We start from the raw sequence: 18,600 nt of genomic DNA on the forward strand, positions 1-18,600 counted from the left end.
TCAATGCCCGAGCGCAGCGCCGCTGCCGCGCCTAATCCGTGCTGCCCGGCGGGCGGCCCCGCGGCGCGGCGGGGCTCGTGCGCACCTTCACCCCGCGCCGCGCCAGCGCCTCGCGCAGCAGCACTTCGACTTCGGCATTGACGCTGCGGAAATCGGCGTCTGCGGCCTGCCGGATCGCTTCATAGAGCGCCGGATCAAGCCGCAGCGGAAAGGCTTTCTTGGCTGTCATCCCATCGCCTCAGGCTCTCAATAGAGCGAGCCTGCATTGACGACGGGTGAGGCTTCCTGCTCGCCGCACAAGACCACCATAAGGTTCGAGACCATCGCCGCGCGGCGTTCGTCATCAAGGTGCACGACATTCTTGGCACTGAGCTGGTTGAGTGCCATCTCGACCATCGAAACCGCGCCTTCCACCAGCTTAGCCCGCGCGGCGATCACCGCCTCGGCCTGCTGGCGGCGCAGCATCGCCCCGGCAATCTCGGGGGCATAGGCAAGGTGAGTGAGGCCGCATTCATCGACGGTAATCCCCGCGACCGACAGGCGCTCGATCAGGGCGAGGCGCAGTTCAGCGCCCACTTCCTCGTGGTTTTCACGCAAGGTGACTTCGGCATGTTCGATATCATCATAGGGATAGCGCGAGCCGATCTTGCGCACCGCCGCCTCGATCTGCGCGGTGACGAATTCGCGGTAATCATCGACATCGAACAGCGCCTGCGCGGTATCGGTCACGCGCCACACCACCTGCGCGGCCATCTCGATCGGATTGCCGCGCGCGTCATTAACCTTGATCTTCTCGGAGATGACGTTGTTGGCGCGCACCGCGATCTTCTTGCGGCTGAGCCAGGGCAGCACCCAGCGTAGGCCTTCGTTACGATCCGTGCCCTTGTAGGCGCCAAACAACTGGATCGCGGCAGCCTCGTTGGGGTTGATCATGTAAAAGCCGCACAGGATCAGCCCGCCCGCGGCGGCGGCCAGACCGGCCACCAGCAGCACGAAGCCGTTGGGCTGATCCCCGCCGACCCCGCTGAAAAAGGCCCAGGCGGCGATGCCCAGCAGCCCGAGCGAGACAAACAGCATGGCAAAGCCATTCTGGGTGAGCGCGGGGGTTTCGCGGCTGCGATTGAGGGCAACGGTTTCATTCACGGACATGATGACCTCCGATTCGATATAATTATGATATCATATTTATATCGAATTCGCGGCTGGTCAAGCGGTGATGGTGCGTGGTGTCACCCGGTCTCCCGGCGCTGCTGGACAAGCTGGGCCAACCGCACCGTGGCACCGATCACACTCGGCCGGGCATAGTCCGCGCCGACGCTGGCGGCGGTGGCTGCGGCCTCGGAAAACAGCCGCCCGCCAACCGAAATCACCGCGAGATTTTCGGGCGCTGCCTTGCGGCTCTGCGCAATCGTCTCGCGCAACCGGGCCAAGGCGTGGTGGCGCGGCAAGGCATCGGACAAGGTGAGATCCACCGCATCGGGCGCCTGCGCGCGCAATTGGTTGATGAGTTCGGTATCGCTGCGCGGAAAGGCCATCTCGACCCGCCAGCCGGCATCGGTGAGCTGGTCCGCCAGAATCGCAGTGCCAAGCATATGCGCCTCACCCGGCGCGGTGGCCAGCAGGATGCTGAACCGGCTGGTGCGCAGCATCCCCGCATGCGAGCTCGATCGCACCGCATGCGCCGCCAGTTGCAGCATCGACAGGCCGATCGTCAGGTCGATCTCGCCGCATTCATCGGCAAGCCAGGCATCCCCCATCGCCCGCGCCGTCGGCTCGATCAGCCGCGCGAGCAAAGCCTCGCCGCTCCAGCCTTCCTCGCTCAGCGCGGCAAGCTGGCTGGCAAGGCGCGTGTCATCACCCTCAAGCGCGAGCCGGGTCATACGCGGGACATAGTCCGACAGGTCGCGCCCCTCGCTGCGCGCATCCTGACGGGGCGTCGGGCGATCTTCGGCGCGGCTGTAAAGCAGCAGATCCCAATCGGAAAACAGCCGCGAGGAGACGACATGTTCGCTCAGGATCTCGATATGGGAATGGCGCTTGTCCTCGCGGATCGCCGACCAGATCAGCTTGAGCCCTTCGGGCGGGCCTTCGAGCGTTTGCAGGAACTTGCCGTTTTCATAGAGCAACATCCCCGTCACCCCGACGCTGCGATTGCGGATGCGGGCGTGATGCACCAATTCTTCGAGGTCGGAATGGCTGGGCGTGAAGGCGGCCTTGCTCTTGTAGGTGAGGCAGGCAATCCAGCCATCCTGCCCCTGCGTGCTTCCGCTGTGTTGCAGCACTATGTCCCCTCCAACCTTCCGGCCCGGTCCGCTGCGCGTGCACAGCTGCCGACCTCGTGCCGACGGGAAGCGCCTGCCCGGCCGATTCGCCAGGGTTCCCAGCGGCTTGACATGCCATCATCCTCAACCCCAAAAGTCTCAGGGATCACTGCCAGATCGTCAAGAAAAAATGACACTTTTGGTGTCAAGCAAAGGCATACATGGCTAAGCTTCAGGGCGGGCTAGGAAATCTGCATTTGCAAAGCGGGCGGTGCATTCTAGCAGGGCGGCCATGCGCAGTCTGACCCATCTCGAACGGCTCGAGGCCGAGAGCATCCATATCTTCCGCGAAGTGGTGGCCGAGGCGGAAAACCCGGTCATGCTCTATTCGGTGGGCAAGGACAGCTCGGTCATGCTGCACCTGGCGAGGAAGGCCTTCTACCCCGCGCCCCCGCCCTTCCCGATGCTGCATGTGGCGAGCGGGTGGGATTTCGCCGATCTGCTCGCCCACCGCGACAAGACCGTGCGCGACTATGGGCTGAAGCTGATCATCGCCCAGAACGAAGACGCCGAGGCGCAGGGGATCAACCCCTTCGACACCGGCAGCGCGCTCTACAGCCAAGCGCAGCTGACAGATCCCCTCAAGCGCGCCTTGACCGAGCACGGTTTCGACGCAGCCTTCGGCGGCGGGCGGCGGGATGAGGAAAAGGCCCGCGCCAAGGAGCGCATCTTCAGCTTCCGCAGCGCCGCCCACCGCTGGGACCCGAAGAACCAGCGCCCGGAGCTGTGGAACCTCTACAACGCCAAGAAGACCAAGGGCGAAAGCATCCGCGTCTTCCCGATCTCGAACTGGACCGAGCTCGACATCTGGCAATATATCGCGCTGGAAAACATCGACATCGTGCCGCTCTATTTCAGCAAGCCCCGCCTCACGGTGGAGCGTGACGGGATGATCCTTGTCGTCGATGATGACCGCTTCCGGCTGGAGCCGGGCGAAGAGCCCATCACCCGCTCCGTCCGCTTCCGCACGCTGGGCTGCTACCCGCTGACCGGCGCGACGGAGAGCGACGCGACGGAAATGAACGACATCATCCAGGAAATGCTGCTCGCCACCGGATCGGAACGGCAGGGCCGCGCGATCGACAAGGGGCAGTCGGCTTCGATGGAAGACAAGAAGCAGGAGGGATACTTTTGACCGCAACCTCCCACCCCGTTCGCCCTGAGCTTGTCGAAGGGCTGTCCTTCTTGTCGGGACGCGGGATGAAGAAAGTGCAGGGCTTCGACAAGCTCAGCCCGAACGGATTTTGAAATTGATGAACGACCAGTCCTCCTTCCAGACCGACGCCCTCATCGCCGAGGATATCGACGCCTATCTCGAGGCGCACCAGCACAAGAGCCTGCTGCGCTTCATCACCTGCGGCTCTGTGGATGATGGCAAGTCGACCCTGATCGGGCGGCTATTGTACGATTCCAAGATGATCTTCGAAGATCAGCTCGCCGCGCTCGAAAGCGACAGCATCAAGCACGGCACGCAAGGCGCAGAGATCGACTTTGCGCTGCTGGTCGATGGCCTCGCTGCCGAACGCGAGCAGGGCATCACAATCGACGTCGCCTACCGCTTCTTCACCACCGAAAAGCGCAAGTTCATCGTCGCCGACACGCCGGGGCATGAACAATATACCCGCAACATGGTGACGGGCGCCTCGACCGCCGATCTGGCCGTGATCCTGATCGACGCGAGGAAGGGCGTGCTGCAACAGACGCGGCGGCATTCCTATCTCGTCCACCTGCTGGGCATCCGCCATGTGGTGCTGGCTGTGAACAAGATGGATCTCGTCGGCTATGATCAGGCGGCGTTCGACGCGATCCTTGCCGACTACCGCGCTTTTGCCACCAGCATCGGCATCACCACCTTCACCGCGATCCCGATCTCGGGCTTCAAGGGCGATAATATCACCGCGCTGTCCGCCAACACCCCGTGGTATTCCGGCCCCGCGCTGATCGAGCACCTGGAAACGGTCGAGGTCGATGCCGCCGCCGCGCAAACCCAGCCGTTCCGCATGCCGGTGCAATGGGTCAATCGCCCCAATCTCGATTTTCGGGGGTTCGCAGGCCAAATTGCCAGCGGCACCATCCGCCCGGGCGATGCGGTGCGGATAGTGCCTTCGGGCAAGACCTCGACCGTCAAGACCATCAGCACCTTCGACGGCGACCTTCCCGAGGCCGTCGCGGGCCAGTCGGTGACGCTCACCCTGGCCGACGAGGTCGATTGCAGCCGCGGCGATCTGATCGCTGCCGCGGGCGATCCGCCGCAAGCTTCTGACCAGTTCTGCGCCACCTTCGTGTGGATGGACGAAGAGGCGCTGAAGCCCGGGCGCGGCTATTGGCTCAAGCTCGGCACGCAGATGGTCACCGCCACCGTGCAGCCGCCCAAGCACGAGATCGATGTGAACAGCCTCGAACATCTCGCCGCCAAGACGCTCACGCTCAACGCCATCGGGGTCGCCGAATTCGCCACCGACCGTCCGATCGCCTTCGAGCCCTATAGCGCCAACCGCCAGCTCGGCGGGTTCATCCTGATCGACAAGTTCACCAACGCCACGGTCGCCGCCGGGATGATCGAATTCAACCTGCGCCGCGCGGACAATGTCCACTGGCAGCCGGTCGCGATTACCCGCGACAATCACGCGGGGATGAAGAACCAAAAGCCCAAGGTGCTGTGGTTCACCGGCCTGTCGGGCAGCGGCAAATCGACCATCGCCAACGAGGTCGAAAAGCAGCTCTTCGTGATGAACCGCCACACCTTCCTGCTCGATGGCGACAATGTGCGCCACGGCCTGAACCGCGATCTCGGCTTTACCGAGGCGGACCGGATCGAGAATATCCGCCGCGTGGGCGAGGTCGCCAAGCTGATGGCGGATGCCGGCCTGATCGTGCTCACCGCCTTCATTTCTCCCTTCCGGGCCGAGCGGCAGATGGTGCGCGAGATGCTGCCCGAAGGTGAGTTCATCGAAATCTTCGTCGACACCCCGCTCTCCGTCGCCGAAGCCCGCGATGTGAAGGGCCTCTACAAGAAGGCGCGGTCCGGGCAGCTCAAGAACTTCACCGGGATCGACAGCCCCTATGAACCGCCAGAGGCCCCCGAGATCCGCGTCAACACAGTCGACATGACGCCCGAGGAAGCCGCGCGCTACATCATCCAGCAGATCCTGCCGCTCAAATGACGCTGGCCGATCTTGATGATGCCGCGCTGGCGGCGCGGCTCGCTGCCGAGGCTGGCCGTATTCTGCTTGATGTCCGCGAAGAAAGCGGGCTTGCGGGCAAGGCGCTGGGCGATGAAGCCGATGCACGCGCCAACCGCTTCCTGTGCGAAGCGATCCGTGCCGCCCGCCCTGCCGATGCGCTGCTGTCGGAAGAAGAACGCGATGATCAGCTGCGCTGCGAGCACAGCCGGGTGTGGATTATCGATCCGCTCGACGGCACCCGCGAGTACAGCGAAGGGCGCGCCGATTGGGCAGTGCATGTCGCGCTCGCGGTGGATGGCGTGGCCGAGATTGGCGCAGTCGCACTGCCGGGGGCCGAGGGCTCGCCGGTCTTGCGTTCGGACCAACGCTTTCCATCACCGGCAGCACGTGATCGTCCGCGCTTCGTGGTGAGCCGTTCGCGCCCGGCGCGGGAGGCCGCGGAGGTCGCCAAAGCGCTGGGCGGCGCGCTCATCCCGATGGGGAGCGCCGGGGCCAAGGCGATGGCGGTGGTGCGCGGCGAAGCCGAAGTCTATCTCCACTCCGGCGGGCAGCATGAATGGGATAGCTGTGCGCCGGTCGCCGTCGCCAAGGCGCACGGGCTGCATTGTTCGCGCATTGATGGCTCGCCGCTCATCTATAACCGGCCCGACACCAATCTGCCGGATCTGCTGATCTGTCGGCCCGAATGGGCAGAGCGTATCCTGGCCGAAGTGGCGCGGGTGGCTTAACCGCCTTCGAAGGCCATCAGGGCGCTGACAGTAATCCCGGCGTCACGCAGCCGGTCGGCTCCGCCAAGGTCGGGCAGATCAATCACGAACACCGCGTGTTCGATCACCGCCCCTGCCCGCCGCAGCAACTCTGCCGAAGCCAGCGCGGTGCCGCCGGTTGCAATCAGATCATCAACAATCACCACCCGCTGACCGGGGGTGATCGCTTGCGGATCCATTTCAAGCCGATCGCTGCCATATTCGAGCGCGTAGTCGATCCCGATCGTCGCAATCGGAAGCTTGCCGGGCTTGCGCACCGGGACAAAGCCGATCCCGAGCTGCACCGCAACCGAAGCGCCGAAGATAAAGCCGCGCGCTTCCATCCCGGCGATCTTTTCCGCCCCGCCCTGCTGCGCCAGTCCTGCGAGGTGATGGACACTCGCCGCCATGCCCTGATGGTGGCCAATCAGCGTGGTGATATCGCGGAACTGGATCCCGGCATGGGGAAAGTCAGGAACAGTGCGCACCAGCGCCTTGAGATCATCGGGTGAGAGAGCGGGTGTTGTCATGGGGCGCACAAAAGCAGAGCGCCCCGCCATCCGCAAGGGATGACGGGGCGCTCTGTTGCATTGCCACTGGAAGCGGGAAGCTTACTTCTTCTTCGGCTTCAGACCGGCCCAGATCTGCTTGTAGGACAGGAAGGCCAGCGAGGTCGCGAACACTAGGAAGGCCAGCACGAACCAACCGGTCTGCTTGCGGGCAACCAGCGAAGGCTCGGCCGTCCAGGTCAGGAAGGCGGCGACATCGGCCGACATCTGCGGGATGGTCGCTTCGGTGCCATCGGCATAGGTCACCTGGCCATCCAGCACGAGCGGCGACGGCATCGCGATGTTGACGTTCGGGAAGTGTTTGTTGAAGTACAGCCCCGTCGGCGTTTCGAAGCCGAGCTTGGCAGCCTTTTCGGCATTCGGCTCGGTGTAGCCGATCATCAGCGAGTAGATGTAGTTGGTGCCGTCAGGACGGGCCTTCGCCATCAGCGAAAGATCCGGCGGAATGGCATTGTTGTTCGCCGCTGCCGCCGCAATCGCGTTGGGATAGGGGCTCGGGAAGCGATCGGTCGGCGTGCCCGGACGGGTCGTCGTCTCGCCAGTGTTGGGATCGATGCCCGGCACCGTCCAGCTGGCCGCTTCGGCCTGCGCTTCGGCTTCGGTGTAGCCGAGTTCGCGCAGGTTGCGGAACGCGACATACTTGAGGCTGTGGCAGGCCGAGCAGACTTCCTTGTAGACCTGATAGCCGCGCTGCAACTGGGCAACGTCCCACTTGCCGAAGGCGCCATCAAAGGCAAAGCCACCAGCCGGGGCCACCGGCTTTTCATAAAAGGCATAGGACGCCTGCTTTTCGGGCGCCGGGCCGGCGATGTAATTATACACGCCGGGGATCAGCGACCACAGCACCAGCACCGCGGTGATGGCGAGGCCAAAAATCATGCCACCAAGACGAATAGTCATGACCTAACTCTTTCTCGTTATCGGGTCAGATGGGTTGAGCCGATGAAGGCTTACTCGGCCGGCTGGAGCGAGCCGTCAGGCAGGCCACCACCCGAACCCGTGCCAACCGCACCAGTGCGAACCGCCGGGTTGCTTTCATCCTTGCCCAGCACGGCCTCGGTAATCGAGAACGGCAGCGGCTTGGGCACTTCGATCTGGCTGACGATCGGGAGGATCACCAGGAAGTGCAGGAAGTAATAGGCTGTCGCGACCTGGCTCATGATCACGAAGGGCTCTTCCGCCGGAGCACCGCCGCAATAGGTCAGCACGAGCATGTCGAGCACGAGCACCCAGAAGAACTTCTTGAACAACGGACGGTAGCTGCCCGAACGCACCGGGCTCTTGTCGAGCCAGGGCAGGACGAACCACAGCAGGATCGAACCGAACATCGCGATCACGCCCAGCAGCTTGGCCGGCACCAGCACGATCCCGGTGAAGGGAATGGTCAGATCCATCGTGAAGGCGCGCAGGATCGCGTAGAACGGCAGGAAGTACCATTCGGGCACGATGTGTGCAGGCGTCGAGAGCGGGTTGGCTTCGATGTAGTTATCCGGGTGGCCGAGTGCGTTCGGCAGGAAGAACACCATGAAGCAGAAGGCGATCAGGAACACGCCCAGCCCGAAGCCATCCTTCGCCGTGTAATACGGATGGAAGGGCACGGTGTCACTCGCGCTCTTCACTTCCACGCCCGTCGGGTTGGACGAGCCGGGGATGTGCAGCGCCCAGATGTGCAGGATCACCACGCCGGCGATCACGAAGGGCAGCAGGAAGTGCAGCGAGAAGAAGCGGTTCAGCGCGGCGTTATCGGGCGCGAAGCCACCCAACAGCCACACTTGAAGCGGTTCACCCACCAGCGGGATCGCGCTGAACAGACCGGTGATCACCTGCGCACCCCAGAAGCTCATCTGGCCCCACGGCAACACGTAGCCCATGAAGGCGGTCGCCATCATGAGGAGGAAGATGACCACGCCCAGCAACCAGATCATTTCACGCGGGGCCTTGTACGAGGAGTAGAAGAAGCCGCGGAAGATGTGCAGGTAGATGACGATGAAGAAGAAGCTCGCGCCGTTGGCGTGAGCGTAGCGCAGCATCCAGCCATAATTGACGTTGCGCATGATGTGCTCAACCGTCGCGAAGGCCACGCCGGCATTGGCCGCGTAATGCATCGCAAGGATCACGCCGGTGACGATCTGGATCATCAGGCAGACCCCGGCGAGCACGCCGAAGTTCCACATGTAATTCAGGTTGCGCGGCACCGGATAACCGGCCCCCACCGCGTTGTAGACGAGACGCGGCAGCGGCAGCTTCTCGTCAAGCCACTTGGTGAGCGGCGACTTCGGTTCGTATTGCTTGGCCCAGGCGAAACTCATGGCGTTCCCTCGGATTGATCGGTGTTGGGTACGAAAACGATTATGTTCTTGAAACAGCTACGCAGCGTCAGCCGACGCGGATGACGCTGTCCGTCGTGAAATTATATTCCGGAACCATCAGGTTGAGCGGCGCCGGGCCCTTGCGGATGCGGCCCGCGACATCATAGTGCGAACCGTGGCAGGGGCAGAAGTAACCGCCGAAATCGCCCTTGTTCTCACCTTCGGCGGCGCCCAGCGGCACGCAGCCGAGGTGGGTACACACGCCCATGGTGACGAGGATGTCTTCGTGGCCTTCCTTGGTGCGCTGGGCGAGGGTCGCCGGATCGCGCATGTTGGCGGAATCGTCCTTCTTGGCGGCCGCGATTTCTTCGGGCGTCAGACGCTTCACGAAGAGCGGCTGCTTGCGGAACACGGCCTTGATGCTCTGGCCCGGCTGGATCGCGCTGACATCAATATCGGTGGTGCTTTCGGCGAGAACGTCAGCCGAAGGTGCCATCTGGGTCACCAGCGGGATCAGCACCGAAGCGGCACCCACGCCCGCCGTGCTGAGCGCGGCGATGTGAATCCAGTCGCGGCGACGCACGCCATCTTCCAACATTTCCGTGGCGCTGTTTGCCGAAGCGGCGCCGCCCATGTCAGCCATCGTCTTGTACCCTGCTCATCTGGCCGCGCAGGGAAATCCCGTACGCGGCGCGGTTTTGAACTGCCCGGGGAAACGCCTGCAAAGGCCCCCGAAATGGAACACTGCTAGATCCCTTGCTGCCCCCGATGCACTCTGAAAACAGAGCCATTCACGAGCAGAACGCGCGGCACCTAACGGCAAACAACCAAGATTCCAACCGTGTTTTACGCATGCCGTTTTCACTTTGGCGCAAAGCGCACCTGATTACGGCAGAGCGATCAGGCTGATCAGGCGTCCGTAATCCGCTTCACGCCGCAGCGAGGCTCGGCGATAGGAATGATAACGCGCAGGGTCCGCAAAAGTATCCCGCGCCAGATCGTGAATCTGCCCGATGCCTGAATGGCGCAGTTTTTCAGCAACATAGCCGGGAAGATCAAACTGCCAGCGGGCGATCCCCTCGCGCGCGGGCGCAGCCACAAAGTGGGGTTCATCTGCTTGGGTGAACTGGCTGCGGAAGCCCGCATCCACTTCGTAACTGAGCTGGGCGATGGTGGGCCCGATGGCGGCGGCCATCTTGTCAGGCCGCGCGCCCAATGATGCCATCGCGGCAATTGTTGCCTCGATCACACCGCCATGCGCGCCGCGCCACCCCGCATGGGCTGCGCCGATGATTCCCGCCTCAACATCGGCCAACAGCACCGGCGCGCAATCGGCAGTGACGATCCCCAGCACGATGCCGGGCACGGCGGTGACCACCGCATCCGCCACCGGGCGGCCTTCGGCCGCATCATCCCATGCCGCCGTCACCGTCACGACATCGGGCGAATGCACCTGATGCGGTGCGGCCAACCGTCCACCGGGACAGATCGCGTCGGCCGCCGCAGCGCGCAAGGCGTGCACCGCCTGCGGATCACCCGGCCCGCCAAAGCCGAACTGGTGCTCGCCGCCCGCGCTCCCGAAAAACCCGTGCGGCACGCCCGCAAGGTTGGGCGCATGCTCGATGGCGAAGGCCGGAGCGTCAGGCATCGAGGCTGCGCGAGACCTGTTCGAACGTATCGCGCGAGAGATTGCCCGCCGCCATGATGCGTTCGAGCTCGCCCTGCATCAGCGCCGCCCTCACCGGCTCGATCCGTCGCCAGCGCCCGAGCGCGGGCACGAACCGCGCTGCCGTTTGCGGGTTGATCGGATCAAGCGCAAGGATGAGATCGGCAATCATCCGGTAGCCTTCGCCGCTCGCATCATGAAAGGCTTTGGGGTTGCCGGCAAAGGCCATGTGGAGCGAACGCACCCGGTTGGGATTGCGGATGGTGAACTGCGGGTGGTTGGCCAGCTCTTTCACCTGTTCGATCACGCGCGGGTGGAGCGAAAGCGCCTGCAAGCTGAACCACTTGTCGACCACCAGCGCATTATCCTCATAGGCACTGAGGAAATGCGCCAGCCGCGCCTCGCGCGCCGGGTGATCGAGGCTGCACAGCACCATCAGCGCGCCCTGCCGATCGGTCATATTGTCGGCGGCATCATATTGCGCGGCGGCCATTGCGGCGGCCTTGGCAGGATCAGCCGCGGCGATGAACACCAGCGCCTGCGTCTTGACCTTGCGCGCCCCGCGCCCGTTGGGATCATCATAGGCGGTGGCCGCCGCGCGGGCGTGCAGCGCCGCGAGTTCACCAGCGAGCGCGCTTGCGATGGCGGCCTTCAGCCCTTCGCGCGCATCATGGATCGCACCCGGATCAGCCTTGCGGACGCCGCTGGCCATCACTTCGAAGAGATAGGTCTCCGAAGGCAGCATCATCAATTCGCCGCGCATCGCATCATCAAGCGCAGGATCGGTGAGGATCGCGCGCATCGCGCCCACGAAAGCCGCTTCGCCCGCCGCGCGCGCTTCGGGCGCATAGCTGCCCGCCGCAACGCCCATCAGGTGGTTGACGGCAAATTCCTGCAAGGCTTCGAACCGGGCGAAAGGATCATCGTCGCGCGCGGCAAGGAACACCAGTTCCTCGGTCGCGACCTGCCGCTCGATCACCACCGGGGCGGTAAAGCCGCGATTGATCGAAAGCGCGGGATCGCCGCCCGCCAGCGGCAGGTGGAATGTCTGCTGCCCTTCGGTCAGCACGATCAGCTCCTCTGCGCCCAGCGCATCCGCCGCGCGCGAATGCACCGCCACGCGCAGCGGGATCACCATCGGCTGCTTGTCGCTCTGGCCGGGGGTAGCGGGAATGGTCTGGGTGAGAGTCAGCGCCAGCTTGTCCCCCTCCACCGCGCTCGCCACGGTGATGCGCGGGGTGCCTGCCTGACTATACCAGTGACGGAACTGGGTGAGGTCGATCCCGGCCCCGTCCTCGATCGCGGTGACGAAATCCTCGCAGGTCGCGGCCTCGCCATCGTGGCGATCAAAATAGAGATCCGTGCCCGCGCGGAACCGTTCGACGCCGACCATGCTGCGCATCATGCGGATGACTTCTGCGCCCTTGTTATAGACGGTCGCGGTGTAGAAATTGCTGATCTCACGGTAGCTATCGGGCCGGATCGGGTGCGCCAGCGGCCCGGCATCCTCGGGGAATTGCGCGGCGCGCAGGATGCGCACGTCCTCGATCCGCTTGACCGCCTCGCCGCGCATATCCTGCGAGAAGAGCTGATCGCGCAGCACGGTGAAGCCCTCCTTGAGGGACAGCTGGAACCAGTCGCGGCAGGTGACGCGGTTGCCCGACCAGTTGTGGAAATATTCGTGCGCGATTACGCCTTCGACCGCGTCGAAATCGGCATCGGTCGCGGTGTCGGGATCGGCCAGCACGTATTTGGTGTTGAAGACGTTGAGCCCCTTGTTCTCCATCGCCCCCATGTTGAAGTCGCTGACGGCGACGATGTTGTAGAGATCAAGGTCGTATTCGCGGCCGAACACCTCCTCGTCCCATGTCATCGAGCGGTGGAGCGATTCGAGCGCGTGATCGGTGCGGGCGAGGTCTTCCTTGCGCACCCAGACGTTGCACTCCACGACGCGGCCCGAGCGGGTGGTGAAGGGCTTGGAATTAGCCACCAGATCGCCCGCCACCAGCGCGAAAAGGTATGACGGCTTGGGCCAGGGATCGTGCCATTCCGCCCAATGGGTGCCGTCTGCGCCTTCGCCTTCGGCCACCTTGTTGCCATTGCACAAGAGAATCGGGAAAGCGGCTTTGTCGCCCTCCATCCGCACGGTGTAGACCGACAGCACATCGGGCCGATCCGGGAAGAAGGTGATCCGACGGAAGCCCTCGGCCTCGCACTGGGTGCACAGCATCCCGCCCGAGGCATAGAGCCCCATCAACTGGGTGTTGGCGCCGGGATCGATTTCGGTCTCGATGGCGAGCAGATGCGTGTCTTCGCGCAGTGGCACGATCAGATCGGGGCCATCCATGCGCCAGTCAGTGGCGACCCCGTCAACGGTAACGGCAACCGGCACGAGGCTGTCGCCATTGAGCCGGATCGTGTCGGCATGATCAGCGCGGGCGTTGCGCTGCACGGTCAATTCAGCGCGCACGCTGGTGCGGGTGATGCCGAGCGCGAAGTCGAGCTTCACCTGCGGCACGAGCCAGCCGAACGGGCGGTAATCTGCGCGCAGGATCACCGGGGGTTCGTGCGGGCTGCGCGCGGCGTCAGCCAAGTCGGGATTGCCTTCAGGGTTGGTCGGGGTGGTTGCGATATCCATGACAGGCTCTCTACCCTGCGGGGTCGCGCGTAGTCGAGACCGAATGCACACGCGCCTCTCGACTTCGCGGGCCGCGAACGGCACTAGGGTGCGATGGCACACTTGCTGATTTTCGGACTGGGCTACACCGCAGGGCGCATTGCGGCGGCGATGCGGATGCAAGGATGGCAGGTGCGCGCGACGGGCAGCGCGGGCGATCTTGCCTTTGCTGATCGCGCCGCGGTGCTGACAGCGGTGGACGAGGCCACGCATATCCTCTCCTCCGTCCCGCCCGATCAGACAAGTGGGGCAGACCCGGTGCTGGCAGCCTATGGCGAGGCGTTGACAGGCAAGGCGCTGTTCTACCTGTCATCCACCGGCGTCTATGGCGACCGCCAAGGCGCCTGGGTCGACGAGGCAACGCCCACCATCGCACAATCGGGGGAGGGCCGTCGCAATGCACGGGCCGAAGCCGATCTAGCATGGCTGAACGGGGGCGCACGCCTGTTCCGCCTGCCCGGCATCTATGGCCCGGGGCGCAGCGCGCTCGATCGGGTGCGCGCCGGGCAAGCGCGGCGGATCGACATGCCGGGGCAAGTCTTCAGCCGCGCCCATGTCGATGATATTGCCAGCGGGGTCGTAGCGGCGCTGGTGCGGGATGCACCGCCGGGCGCCTATAATCTCGGCGATGATTACCCGTGCAGCGGCAATGCCGTCACCGAACACGCCTGTCGTCTGCTCGGCCTGCCGCTGCCGCCGCTCGAAGCGCTGGGGGCGGCCAACCTCTCAGCCATGGCGAGGGGGTTTTACATGGAGAACCGCCGGGTCGCCAATGGCAAGGCCAAGCGGGTGCTCGGCTGGCAGCCGCGCTATCCGACCTATATGGAAGGACTCGCCGCTCTCCTCTAAGGCATTATGGCGGGCCGCAGACGCTGCAGGTTTCACGCAGAGACGCGGAGAAGAAACGGAAGACGCGGAGAAGGTGTCCGCTGCGCCGCAGGCCCACCCTATCCAAAACCTGACCGGATAGAGCGAGCCTTCGGCTCGGTGCAGTATCTCTGCGTCTCCCCTGTTGCTCTGCGTCTCTGCGTGAACCCCTTACTTCTTCTGCCGCGAACGCAGCGCCAGCCACATCCCGGCAAGCGCCAGCACCGCGCCCACCGCAGCCAGCGCCGTCCACTGGTAGCCTTCGAACAGGGTCGACAGCAGCATCGCCACGCAGACGGTGACGATCCCGTTATAGGCTGTCTTGCCCGCCCCGATTTCGCGCACCAGATTATAGTGCAGCGGGAAGGTCACCACCGATCCGATGATCGCCAGATAGGCGGTGCCCGCCCAGAACTGCCACGCCTGCGGCACCGGCGGCGGGCCGGCTGTCAGCCACGCGAAACCGAGATCGAAAAGCGTCCCGTAAAGCATCGCCCAGGCGAGCAGGCTCACCATCGGGACGCCGCGCCCTGTCGGATTGGCCTGCACCACATTGGCGAGCGATGCCGCCAGCATCCCGCCGATCGCCAGCGCAATACCAAGCCCGACATTCCCGCCGAGCGGCGACACATCCCATTCGTGCACCAGCAGCAGGCTCACCCCGGCAATCGCGACAAGCGAGCCGGAGACAAAGCCGCCCTGGACTTTTTCGCCAATGAAGATGCGCGCAAACAGCGCATTGGGCACCATCAGCAGCGCGAACATCACCGCGACAATGCCCGAGGTGATGAAGCGCTCGGCATTATAGACAAACAGGAAATTGCCCGAAAACTGCGCGATCCCGACCCCGAGCGCCAGCAGATGCTCGCGCCGGGTCAGCCGCAGCCGGTTCTTCATCAACACGCTCACGAGGAACAGCGCGGGTGTCGCCAGCAGGAAGCGGTAGAACACGCCCCAAGCGGCGGGCACCCCATCGATCTGCCCGGTGATGACAAACCAGGTCGAACCCCAGATCGTCCCCGTCAGCATGAACGGGACCAGCACCCGCGCGCTGAGCATCGAAGGCGGCACAGCCGCCACAGAGGGCTGGCTCATAGCGCGGCAATCGCCTTGGCGAGGGCATGCGCATCATCGTCGCGGGTGTTCCACGCGGTGACAAAGCGCGCGGCACCCGCACCCCAATCGTAGAAACTGAAGCCCGCAGCCCGCAGGCTGTCACGCTCAGCATCGGTCAGGCGCACGAACAGCTCGTTGGCTTCGACCGGGTGCATCAGGCGATCCCCGCAAGCCGCGGCGATTTCCCGCGCCGCTGCATTGGCGTTAGCGGCATTGGCGAGCCACAGGTCGTTGTCGAGCATCGCAAGGATCTGCGCCGCGAGATAGCGCCCCTTGCATTGAAGGTGGCCGGCGCGCTTGCGGCGATAACGCACCTGCGCTGCCGCCTCGGGATCGAACAGGATGACAGCTTCCGCCCCCATCCCGCCATTCTTGATGAAGCCGAAGGCGAGGCTGTCAACCGGGCCGCTCGCCGCCCGCGCCGCCTCTTGCGCGCTGCCGCCGAGGAAGGCCGCGGCATTGGCAAAGCGCGCGCCGTCCATATGCAGGCCAAGCCGCCGCGGCTTGGCGAAAGCCGCCAGCGCGGCGAGTTCGTCCGGCGTGTAGCTGCGGCCATATTCGCTCGCCTGCGTGATCGCGATCGCGTGCGGCTGCACCTGATGGACATCATCGCGGATCGGATCGATCACGGCTGCGATATCATCGGGGTCGAGCTTCGCGCCCTCGCCCTCGGCCAGCATCAGCTTGGCCCCGTGGAGGAAGAAGCCCGGCGCGCCGCCTTCGTCGACCTCGATATGCGCCTCCCGGTGGCACACCACCCCGCCATGCGGCGCGCACATTGTGGCGAGCGCCAGACAATTGGCGGCCGTTCCGGTCGCCACCCACAGCGCGGCACATTCGCGCCCGAACAGCGCGGCAAAGCGCGCATCCAGTTCCTGCGACAGGGCATCGCCATCATAGGGATTATCGGCCCGATCAGCGCGCTGCATCGCCTCCCACAGGGCGGGATGGACGGGTGCGGCGTTATCGGACAGGAACAGGCGGGACTGGCTCATGGGATGAGCGCTCTATCGGGCGGCTTGCGCGGCGCAAGGGTTCTTTTGCGCATGGCGCGCGCGCAGGCATCAAATATGGGCGAAATCGGTGGCGCAGATGGTTTCCAGCACCGCGCGGCGCAACGCCCGCGCCCGTTCGAGCGGCAGGCCGTGGATCGCCATTTCGCCTCCCGCCAGCCCGAAATGCAAGGTCGCGTAGCCGCGCGCCCGCGCCCACGGGCCCTGCGCGATCTCGACCGAATGCAGCTTTACCCTTTTGCCGATCTGGCTGTGCGGGGCGAGCAGACCATGCATGGCATAGACCTGCCTCTCGTCGATGGCGTGGCGGCGGCGGAATTCCCATTCGTAGAGGTTGATTGCAATCGCCACCAGCGCGGCACCAATCGGGATGAGAAACCAGCCGAATGGCGCAAAGATCGCCAGAACCGCTGCAATCACGGCAAGGATCGCCGCTGCGCCGATGATCCTGTCATTGCGATAGGCCGGGCTCGCACGGTGCCAATCGGTTGCCGCATGCGGCAAGCGGAAACCGGCCGCGGCCACAATCGGCGCGATTTCATCCATGCGCGCGAACGGCGCGACGGTGTGGCTGGTGGTTTCCTTGTCCTGTGCCAGGCTGACAAAGCTCAACCCATGCCATCCGAAGCGGTAGCGGACCGGGCCGGTGCTGATGGTGAGCGCCTGCACCCGGTGCGCGGGCATCACCACATCGGTGCGGGTGAACAAGCCGCGCCGCCGCCGGAACCCGCGCGCCGTGCGTTCGAGCACAAAGCCCCATTCGCGCATCACGGTGCGGGCCACGCCTGTCGTCAAGCCGATGATCCCCAGCCCCACCAGCCCCGCGATGATCCCGAGCGCCTGTGCATAGGGGCCAAGCGTCGCCACAATGCTGCCCTGCTGCTTGAGCCAGCCGTACCACCGATCGACATTCCAGACATCGATCCCGGTGGCGGTGTCGACATATTGCAGCAGACCGCCCAGCACCGCGAAGACCGCGAGCGAGAATTCGAACAGCCCGAAGGTGACAAGCCGCTGCGGCCCCATCGTGAACAGCACATCGCCCGCTGGCTCGGCAACCGGTGATGGCGCCGGCGCTGACGCGGCGGTGCTGCCCAGAGGGGCTGCTTCGTGGGCGCTTTCCTCGCGCCGTTCGCGCACCAACTGGCGCAGGCGTTCCGCCTCGGCGGTGGTGACATAGGACAGGCTGAGATCCTCGCCGCCGCCCGCGCCGGTCTCGAACTTGACCGCAACCAGCCCGAACAGCCGGGCCAGCAGCGGTTCGGCCAGGCTCACATCCTGAATGCGTTCATAAGGAACCGAACGCGCCTGCCGGTTGAAAATGCCGCTTTCCACCCGGATATCCGCCTCGCCCACGAGATAGGTAAAGCGATGCCAGCGCAGATAGCTCGAGAGGGTGCCAATCACCACAGCCGCCAGCCCGACGCCGATGGCAAGGGCATAGCGTTCGCTCCCGCCAATGCCGGAAAAAGCGATCGCAAGCGCGGGGATGATCGCGTTCTGGATGCTGCCGAGTGCCGCCGCCCAGACACTGAGCGGCGCGGTGCGGAGCGGCGCGCTCACAGGCTCTCGCGCTTGATGTGGCCGCGGATGTCCTCGCGCAGCTCACGCGCCAGATCAGCGCCAAGCCCCGGCAGGTGAACCGAGGCATTGTGATTGCCTGCCGTGTGCAGCGTCAGCGTCGCGATCCCGAAAAAGCGTTCAACCGGGTCCTGATGGAGATCAATATGCTGCACCCGCCCGAACGGCACCACGGTATCGGAATGCCACAGCACCCCGCGCACCACCCGCAGGCGATCCGCGCTCATATGATAGCCGCGCGTGTTGTAACGCCGCTGTGGCACGACAATCAGCAACAAGAGAGAGACTAGCATCACCGTGCCCGACAGCACACCCGGCGGCACCAGCGCGAGAAACGCGAGTTCAGGCTTGGCTTCGACCACCCTGCCTAGCATCGCTTCGATCACCAGCGCGCCGATCACCAGCGGCACGAGGCTGAACAGCAGGCGCACGCGCAAGGCCCAGGCGTAATTGGGATGCAGCCGGGTCAGGGCCGCGTCATCCTCGACCGCAGCGAGAGAGGCAGATGCCAGCGGGACAGCACTTGGTTCCATGGTGCGTTACATGAGCA

17 protein-coding genes are annotated in these 18,600 nt (G+C 64.5%); 4 read left to right on the top strand and 13 right to left on the bottom strand.

The window, feature by feature from the left end; all coding sequences use genetic code 11:
* Window positions 1-31 precede the first annotated feature (31 nt).
* The 3 genes from SOQ14_RS05830 to SOQ14_RS05840 form a co-directional block, all read right to left on the bottom strand.
* Complete coding sequence (locus SOQ14_RS05830) at window positions 32-229, bottom strand: type II toxin-antitoxin system antitoxin (RefSeq protein WP_322897120.1); 198 nt, start codon at window positions 227-229, stop codon at window positions 32-34.
* A gap of 17 nt (window positions 230-246) precedes the next feature.
* Window positions 247-1,149 (bottom strand): SPFH domain-containing protein, encoded by a 903-nt coding sequence (locus tag SOQ14_RS05835; RefSeq protein ID WP_322897121.1) that lies wholly within the window; start codon window positions 1,147-1,149, stop codon window positions 247-249.
* 80 nt (window positions 1,150-1,229) lie between these two features.
* On the bottom strand, window positions 1,230-2,282 hold the full coding sequence (locus SOQ14_RS05840) for a BLUF domain-containing protein (RefSeq protein ID WP_322897122.1): 1,053 nt from the start codon (window positions 2,280-2,282) through the stop codon (window positions 1,230-1,232).
* 271 nt (window positions 2,283-2,553) lie between these two features.
* Between SOQ14_RS05840 and cysD the strand changes: the two genes are divergently transcribed.
* The 3 genes from cysD (at window position 2,554) to SOQ14_RS05855 (ending at window position 6,234) form a co-directional block, all read left to right on the top strand.
* A complete protein-coding gene (gene cysD / locus SOQ14_RS05845; protein WP_322897123.1) occupies window positions 2,554-3,456 on the top strand; it encodes a sulfate adenylyltransferase subunit CysD in 903 nt (300 codons plus the stop codon).
* Window positions 3,457-3,574: 118 nt separating this feature from the next.
* On the top strand, window positions 3,575-5,485 hold the full coding sequence (cysN, locus tag SOQ14_RS05850) for a sulfate adenylyltransferase subunit CysN (protein ID WP_322897124.1): 1,911 nt from the start codon (window positions 3,575-3,577) through the stop codon (window positions 5,483-5,485).
* The gene (locus SOQ14_RS05855) at window positions 5,482-6,234 is read left to right on the top strand and encodes a 3'(2'),5'-bisphosphate nucleotidase CysQ (RefSeq protein ID WP_322897125.1); all 753 of its coding nucleotides are present in this window, start codon (window positions 5,482-5,484) and stop codon (window positions 6,232-6,234) included. Before cysN ends, SOQ14_RS05855 begins: the two co-directional genes overlap by 4 nt.
* Here the strand turns inward: SOQ14_RS05855 and SOQ14_RS05860 are convergent.
* From SOQ14_RS05860 to pepN, 6 genes are all read right to left on the bottom strand, one after another.
* A complete protein-coding gene (locus SOQ14_RS05860; protein WP_322897126.1) occupies window positions 6,231-6,782 on the bottom strand; it encodes an adenine phosphoribosyltransferase in 552 nt (183 codons plus the stop codon). The genes SOQ14_RS05855 and SOQ14_RS05860 overlap by 4 nt on opposite strands.
* Before the next feature lie 81 nt (window positions 6,783-6,863).
* Window positions 6,864-7,721: a cytochrome c1 gene (locus SOQ14_RS05865; protein WP_322897127.1), complete on the bottom strand. Its 858-nt coding sequence runs from the start codon at window positions 7,719-7,721 to the stop codon at window positions 6,864-6,866.
* A 50-nt stretch (window positions 7,722-7,771) separates the two neighbouring features.
* Entirely contained in the window at window positions 7,772-9,130 is a 1,359-nt protein-coding gene (locus SOQ14_RS05870) for a cytochrome b (protein ID WP_322897128.1), read from the bottom strand.
* 67 nt (window positions 9,131-9,197) lie between these two features.
* On the bottom strand, window positions 9,198-9,773 hold the full coding sequence (gene petA / locus SOQ14_RS05875) for a ubiquinol-cytochrome c reductase iron-sulfur subunit (protein ID WP_322897129.1): 576 nt from the start codon (window positions 9,771-9,773) through the stop codon (window positions 9,198-9,200).
* 243 nt (window positions 9,774-10,016) lie between these two features.
* Window positions 10,017-10,778, bottom strand: a complete 762-nt coding sequence (gene pgeF / locus SOQ14_RS05880; protein ID WP_322897130.1) for a peptidoglycan editing factor PgeF — start codon at window positions 10,776-10,778, stop codon at window positions 10,017-10,019.
* Window positions 10,771-13,434, bottom strand: a complete 2,664-nt coding sequence (pepN, locus tag SOQ14_RS05885; protein WP_322897131.1) for an aminopeptidase N — start codon at window positions 13,432-13,434, stop codon at window positions 10,771-10,773. Before pepN ends, pgeF begins: the two co-directional genes overlap by 8 nt.
* A 93-nt stretch (window positions 13,435-13,527) precedes the next feature.
* Here pepN and SOQ14_RS05890 point away from each other — a divergent pair, with 93 nt between their 5' ends.
* Window positions 13,528-14,322 (top strand): Rossmann-fold NAD(P)-binding domain-containing protein, encoded by a 795-nt coding sequence (locus SOQ14_RS05890; RefSeq protein ID WP_322897132.1) that lies wholly within the window; start codon window positions 13,528-13,530, stop codon window positions 14,320-14,322.
* Window positions 14,323-14,511: 189 nt separating this feature from the next.
* On the opposite strand, the gene SOQ14_RS05895 is transcribed toward SOQ14_RS05890, so the two are convergent.
* The 4 genes from SOQ14_RS05895 to SOQ14_RS05910 form a co-directional block, all read right to left on the bottom strand.
* Window positions 14,512-15,435: a DMT family transporter gene (locus SOQ14_RS05895; RefSeq protein ID WP_322897133.1), complete on the bottom strand. Its 924-nt coding sequence runs from the start codon at window positions 15,433-15,435 to the stop codon at window positions 14,512-14,514.
* The gene (locus tag SOQ14_RS05900; RefSeq protein WP_322897134.1) at window positions 15,432-16,451 is read right to left on the bottom strand and encodes a threonine aldolase family protein; all 1,020 of its coding nucleotides are present in this window, start codon (window positions 16,449-16,451) and stop codon (window positions 15,432-15,434) included. The genes SOQ14_RS05895 and SOQ14_RS05900 overlap by 4 nt, the downstream gene beginning before the upstream one ends.
* Window positions 16,452-16,520: 69 nt before the next feature.
* Window positions 16,521-18,032: a PH domain-containing protein gene (locus tag SOQ14_RS05905; protein WP_322897135.1), complete on the bottom strand. Its 1,512-nt coding sequence runs from the start codon at window positions 18,030-18,032 to the stop codon at window positions 16,521-16,523.
* Entirely contained in the window at window positions 18,029-18,583 is a 555-nt protein-coding gene (locus SOQ14_RS05910) for a PH domain-containing protein (protein WP_322897136.1), read from the bottom strand. Before SOQ14_RS05910 ends, SOQ14_RS05905 begins: the two co-directional genes overlap by 4 nt.
* Window positions 18,584-18,600 lie beyond the last annotated feature (17 nt).

This window comes from Erythrobacter epiphyticus (genome assembly GCF_034653295.1).
Taxonomy (GTDB): Bacteria; Pseudomonadota; Alphaproteobacteria; order Sphingomonadales; family Sphingomonadaceae; genus Erythrobacter.

Coding starts and splice junctions, on each gene's coding strand:
- SOQ14_RS05870 (WP_322897128.1), bottom strand. CDS start 9,130: ATGAGTTTCGCCTGGGCCAAGCAATACGAACCGAAGTCGCCGCTCACC.
- cysN (WP_322897124.1), top strand. CDS start 3,575: ATGAACGACCAGTCCTCCTTCCAGACCGACGCCCTCATCGCCGAGGAT.
- SOQ14_RS05890 (WP_322897132.1), top strand. CDS start 13,528: ATGGCACACTTGCTGATTTTCGGACTGGGCTACACCGCAGGGCGCATT.
- SOQ14_RS05895 (WP_322897133.1), bottom strand. CDS start 15,435: ATGAGCCAGCCCTCTGTGGCGGCTGTGCCGCCTTCGATGCTCAGCGCG.
- SOQ14_RS05865 (WP_322897127.1), bottom strand. CDS start 7,721: ATGACTATTCGTCTTGGTGGCATGATTTTTGGCCTCGCCATCACCGCG.
- SOQ14_RS05910 (WP_322897136.1), bottom strand. CDS start 18,583: ATGGAACCAAGTGCTGTCCCGCTGGCATCTGCCTCTCTCGCTGCGGTC.
- SOQ14_RS05860 (WP_322897126.1), bottom strand. CDS start 6,782: ATGACAACACCCGCTCTCTCACCCGATGATCTCAAGGCGCTGGTGCGC.
- SOQ14_RS05900 (WP_322897134.1), bottom strand. CDS start 16,451: ATGAGCCAGTCCCGCCTGTTCCTGTCCGATAACGCCGCACCCGTCCAT.
- pepN (WP_322897131.1), bottom strand. CDS start 13,434: ATGGATATCGCAACCACCCCGACCAACCCTGAAGGCAATCCCGACTTG.
- SOQ14_RS05835 (WP_322897121.1), bottom strand. CDS start 1,149: ATGTCCGTGAATGAAACCGTTGCCCTCAATCGCAGCCGCGAAACCCCC.
- petA (WP_322897129.1), bottom strand. CDS start 9,773: ATGGCTGACATGGGCGGCGCCGCTTCGGCAAACAGCGCCACGGAAATG.
- pgeF (WP_322897130.1), bottom strand. CDS start 10,778: ATGCCTGACGCTCCGGCCTTCGCCATCGAGCATGCGCCCAACCTTGCG.
- SOQ14_RS05830 (WP_322897120.1), bottom strand. CDS start 229: ATGACAGCCAAGAAAGCCTTTCCGCTGCGGCTTGATCCGGCGCTCTAT.
- cysD (WP_322897123.1), top strand. CDS start 2,554: ATGCGCAGTCTGACCCATCTCGAACGGCTCGAGGCCGAGAGCATCCAT.
- SOQ14_RS05855 (WP_322897125.1), top strand. CDS start 5,482: ATGACGCTGGCCGATCTTGATGATGCCGCGCTGGCGGCGCGGCTCGCT.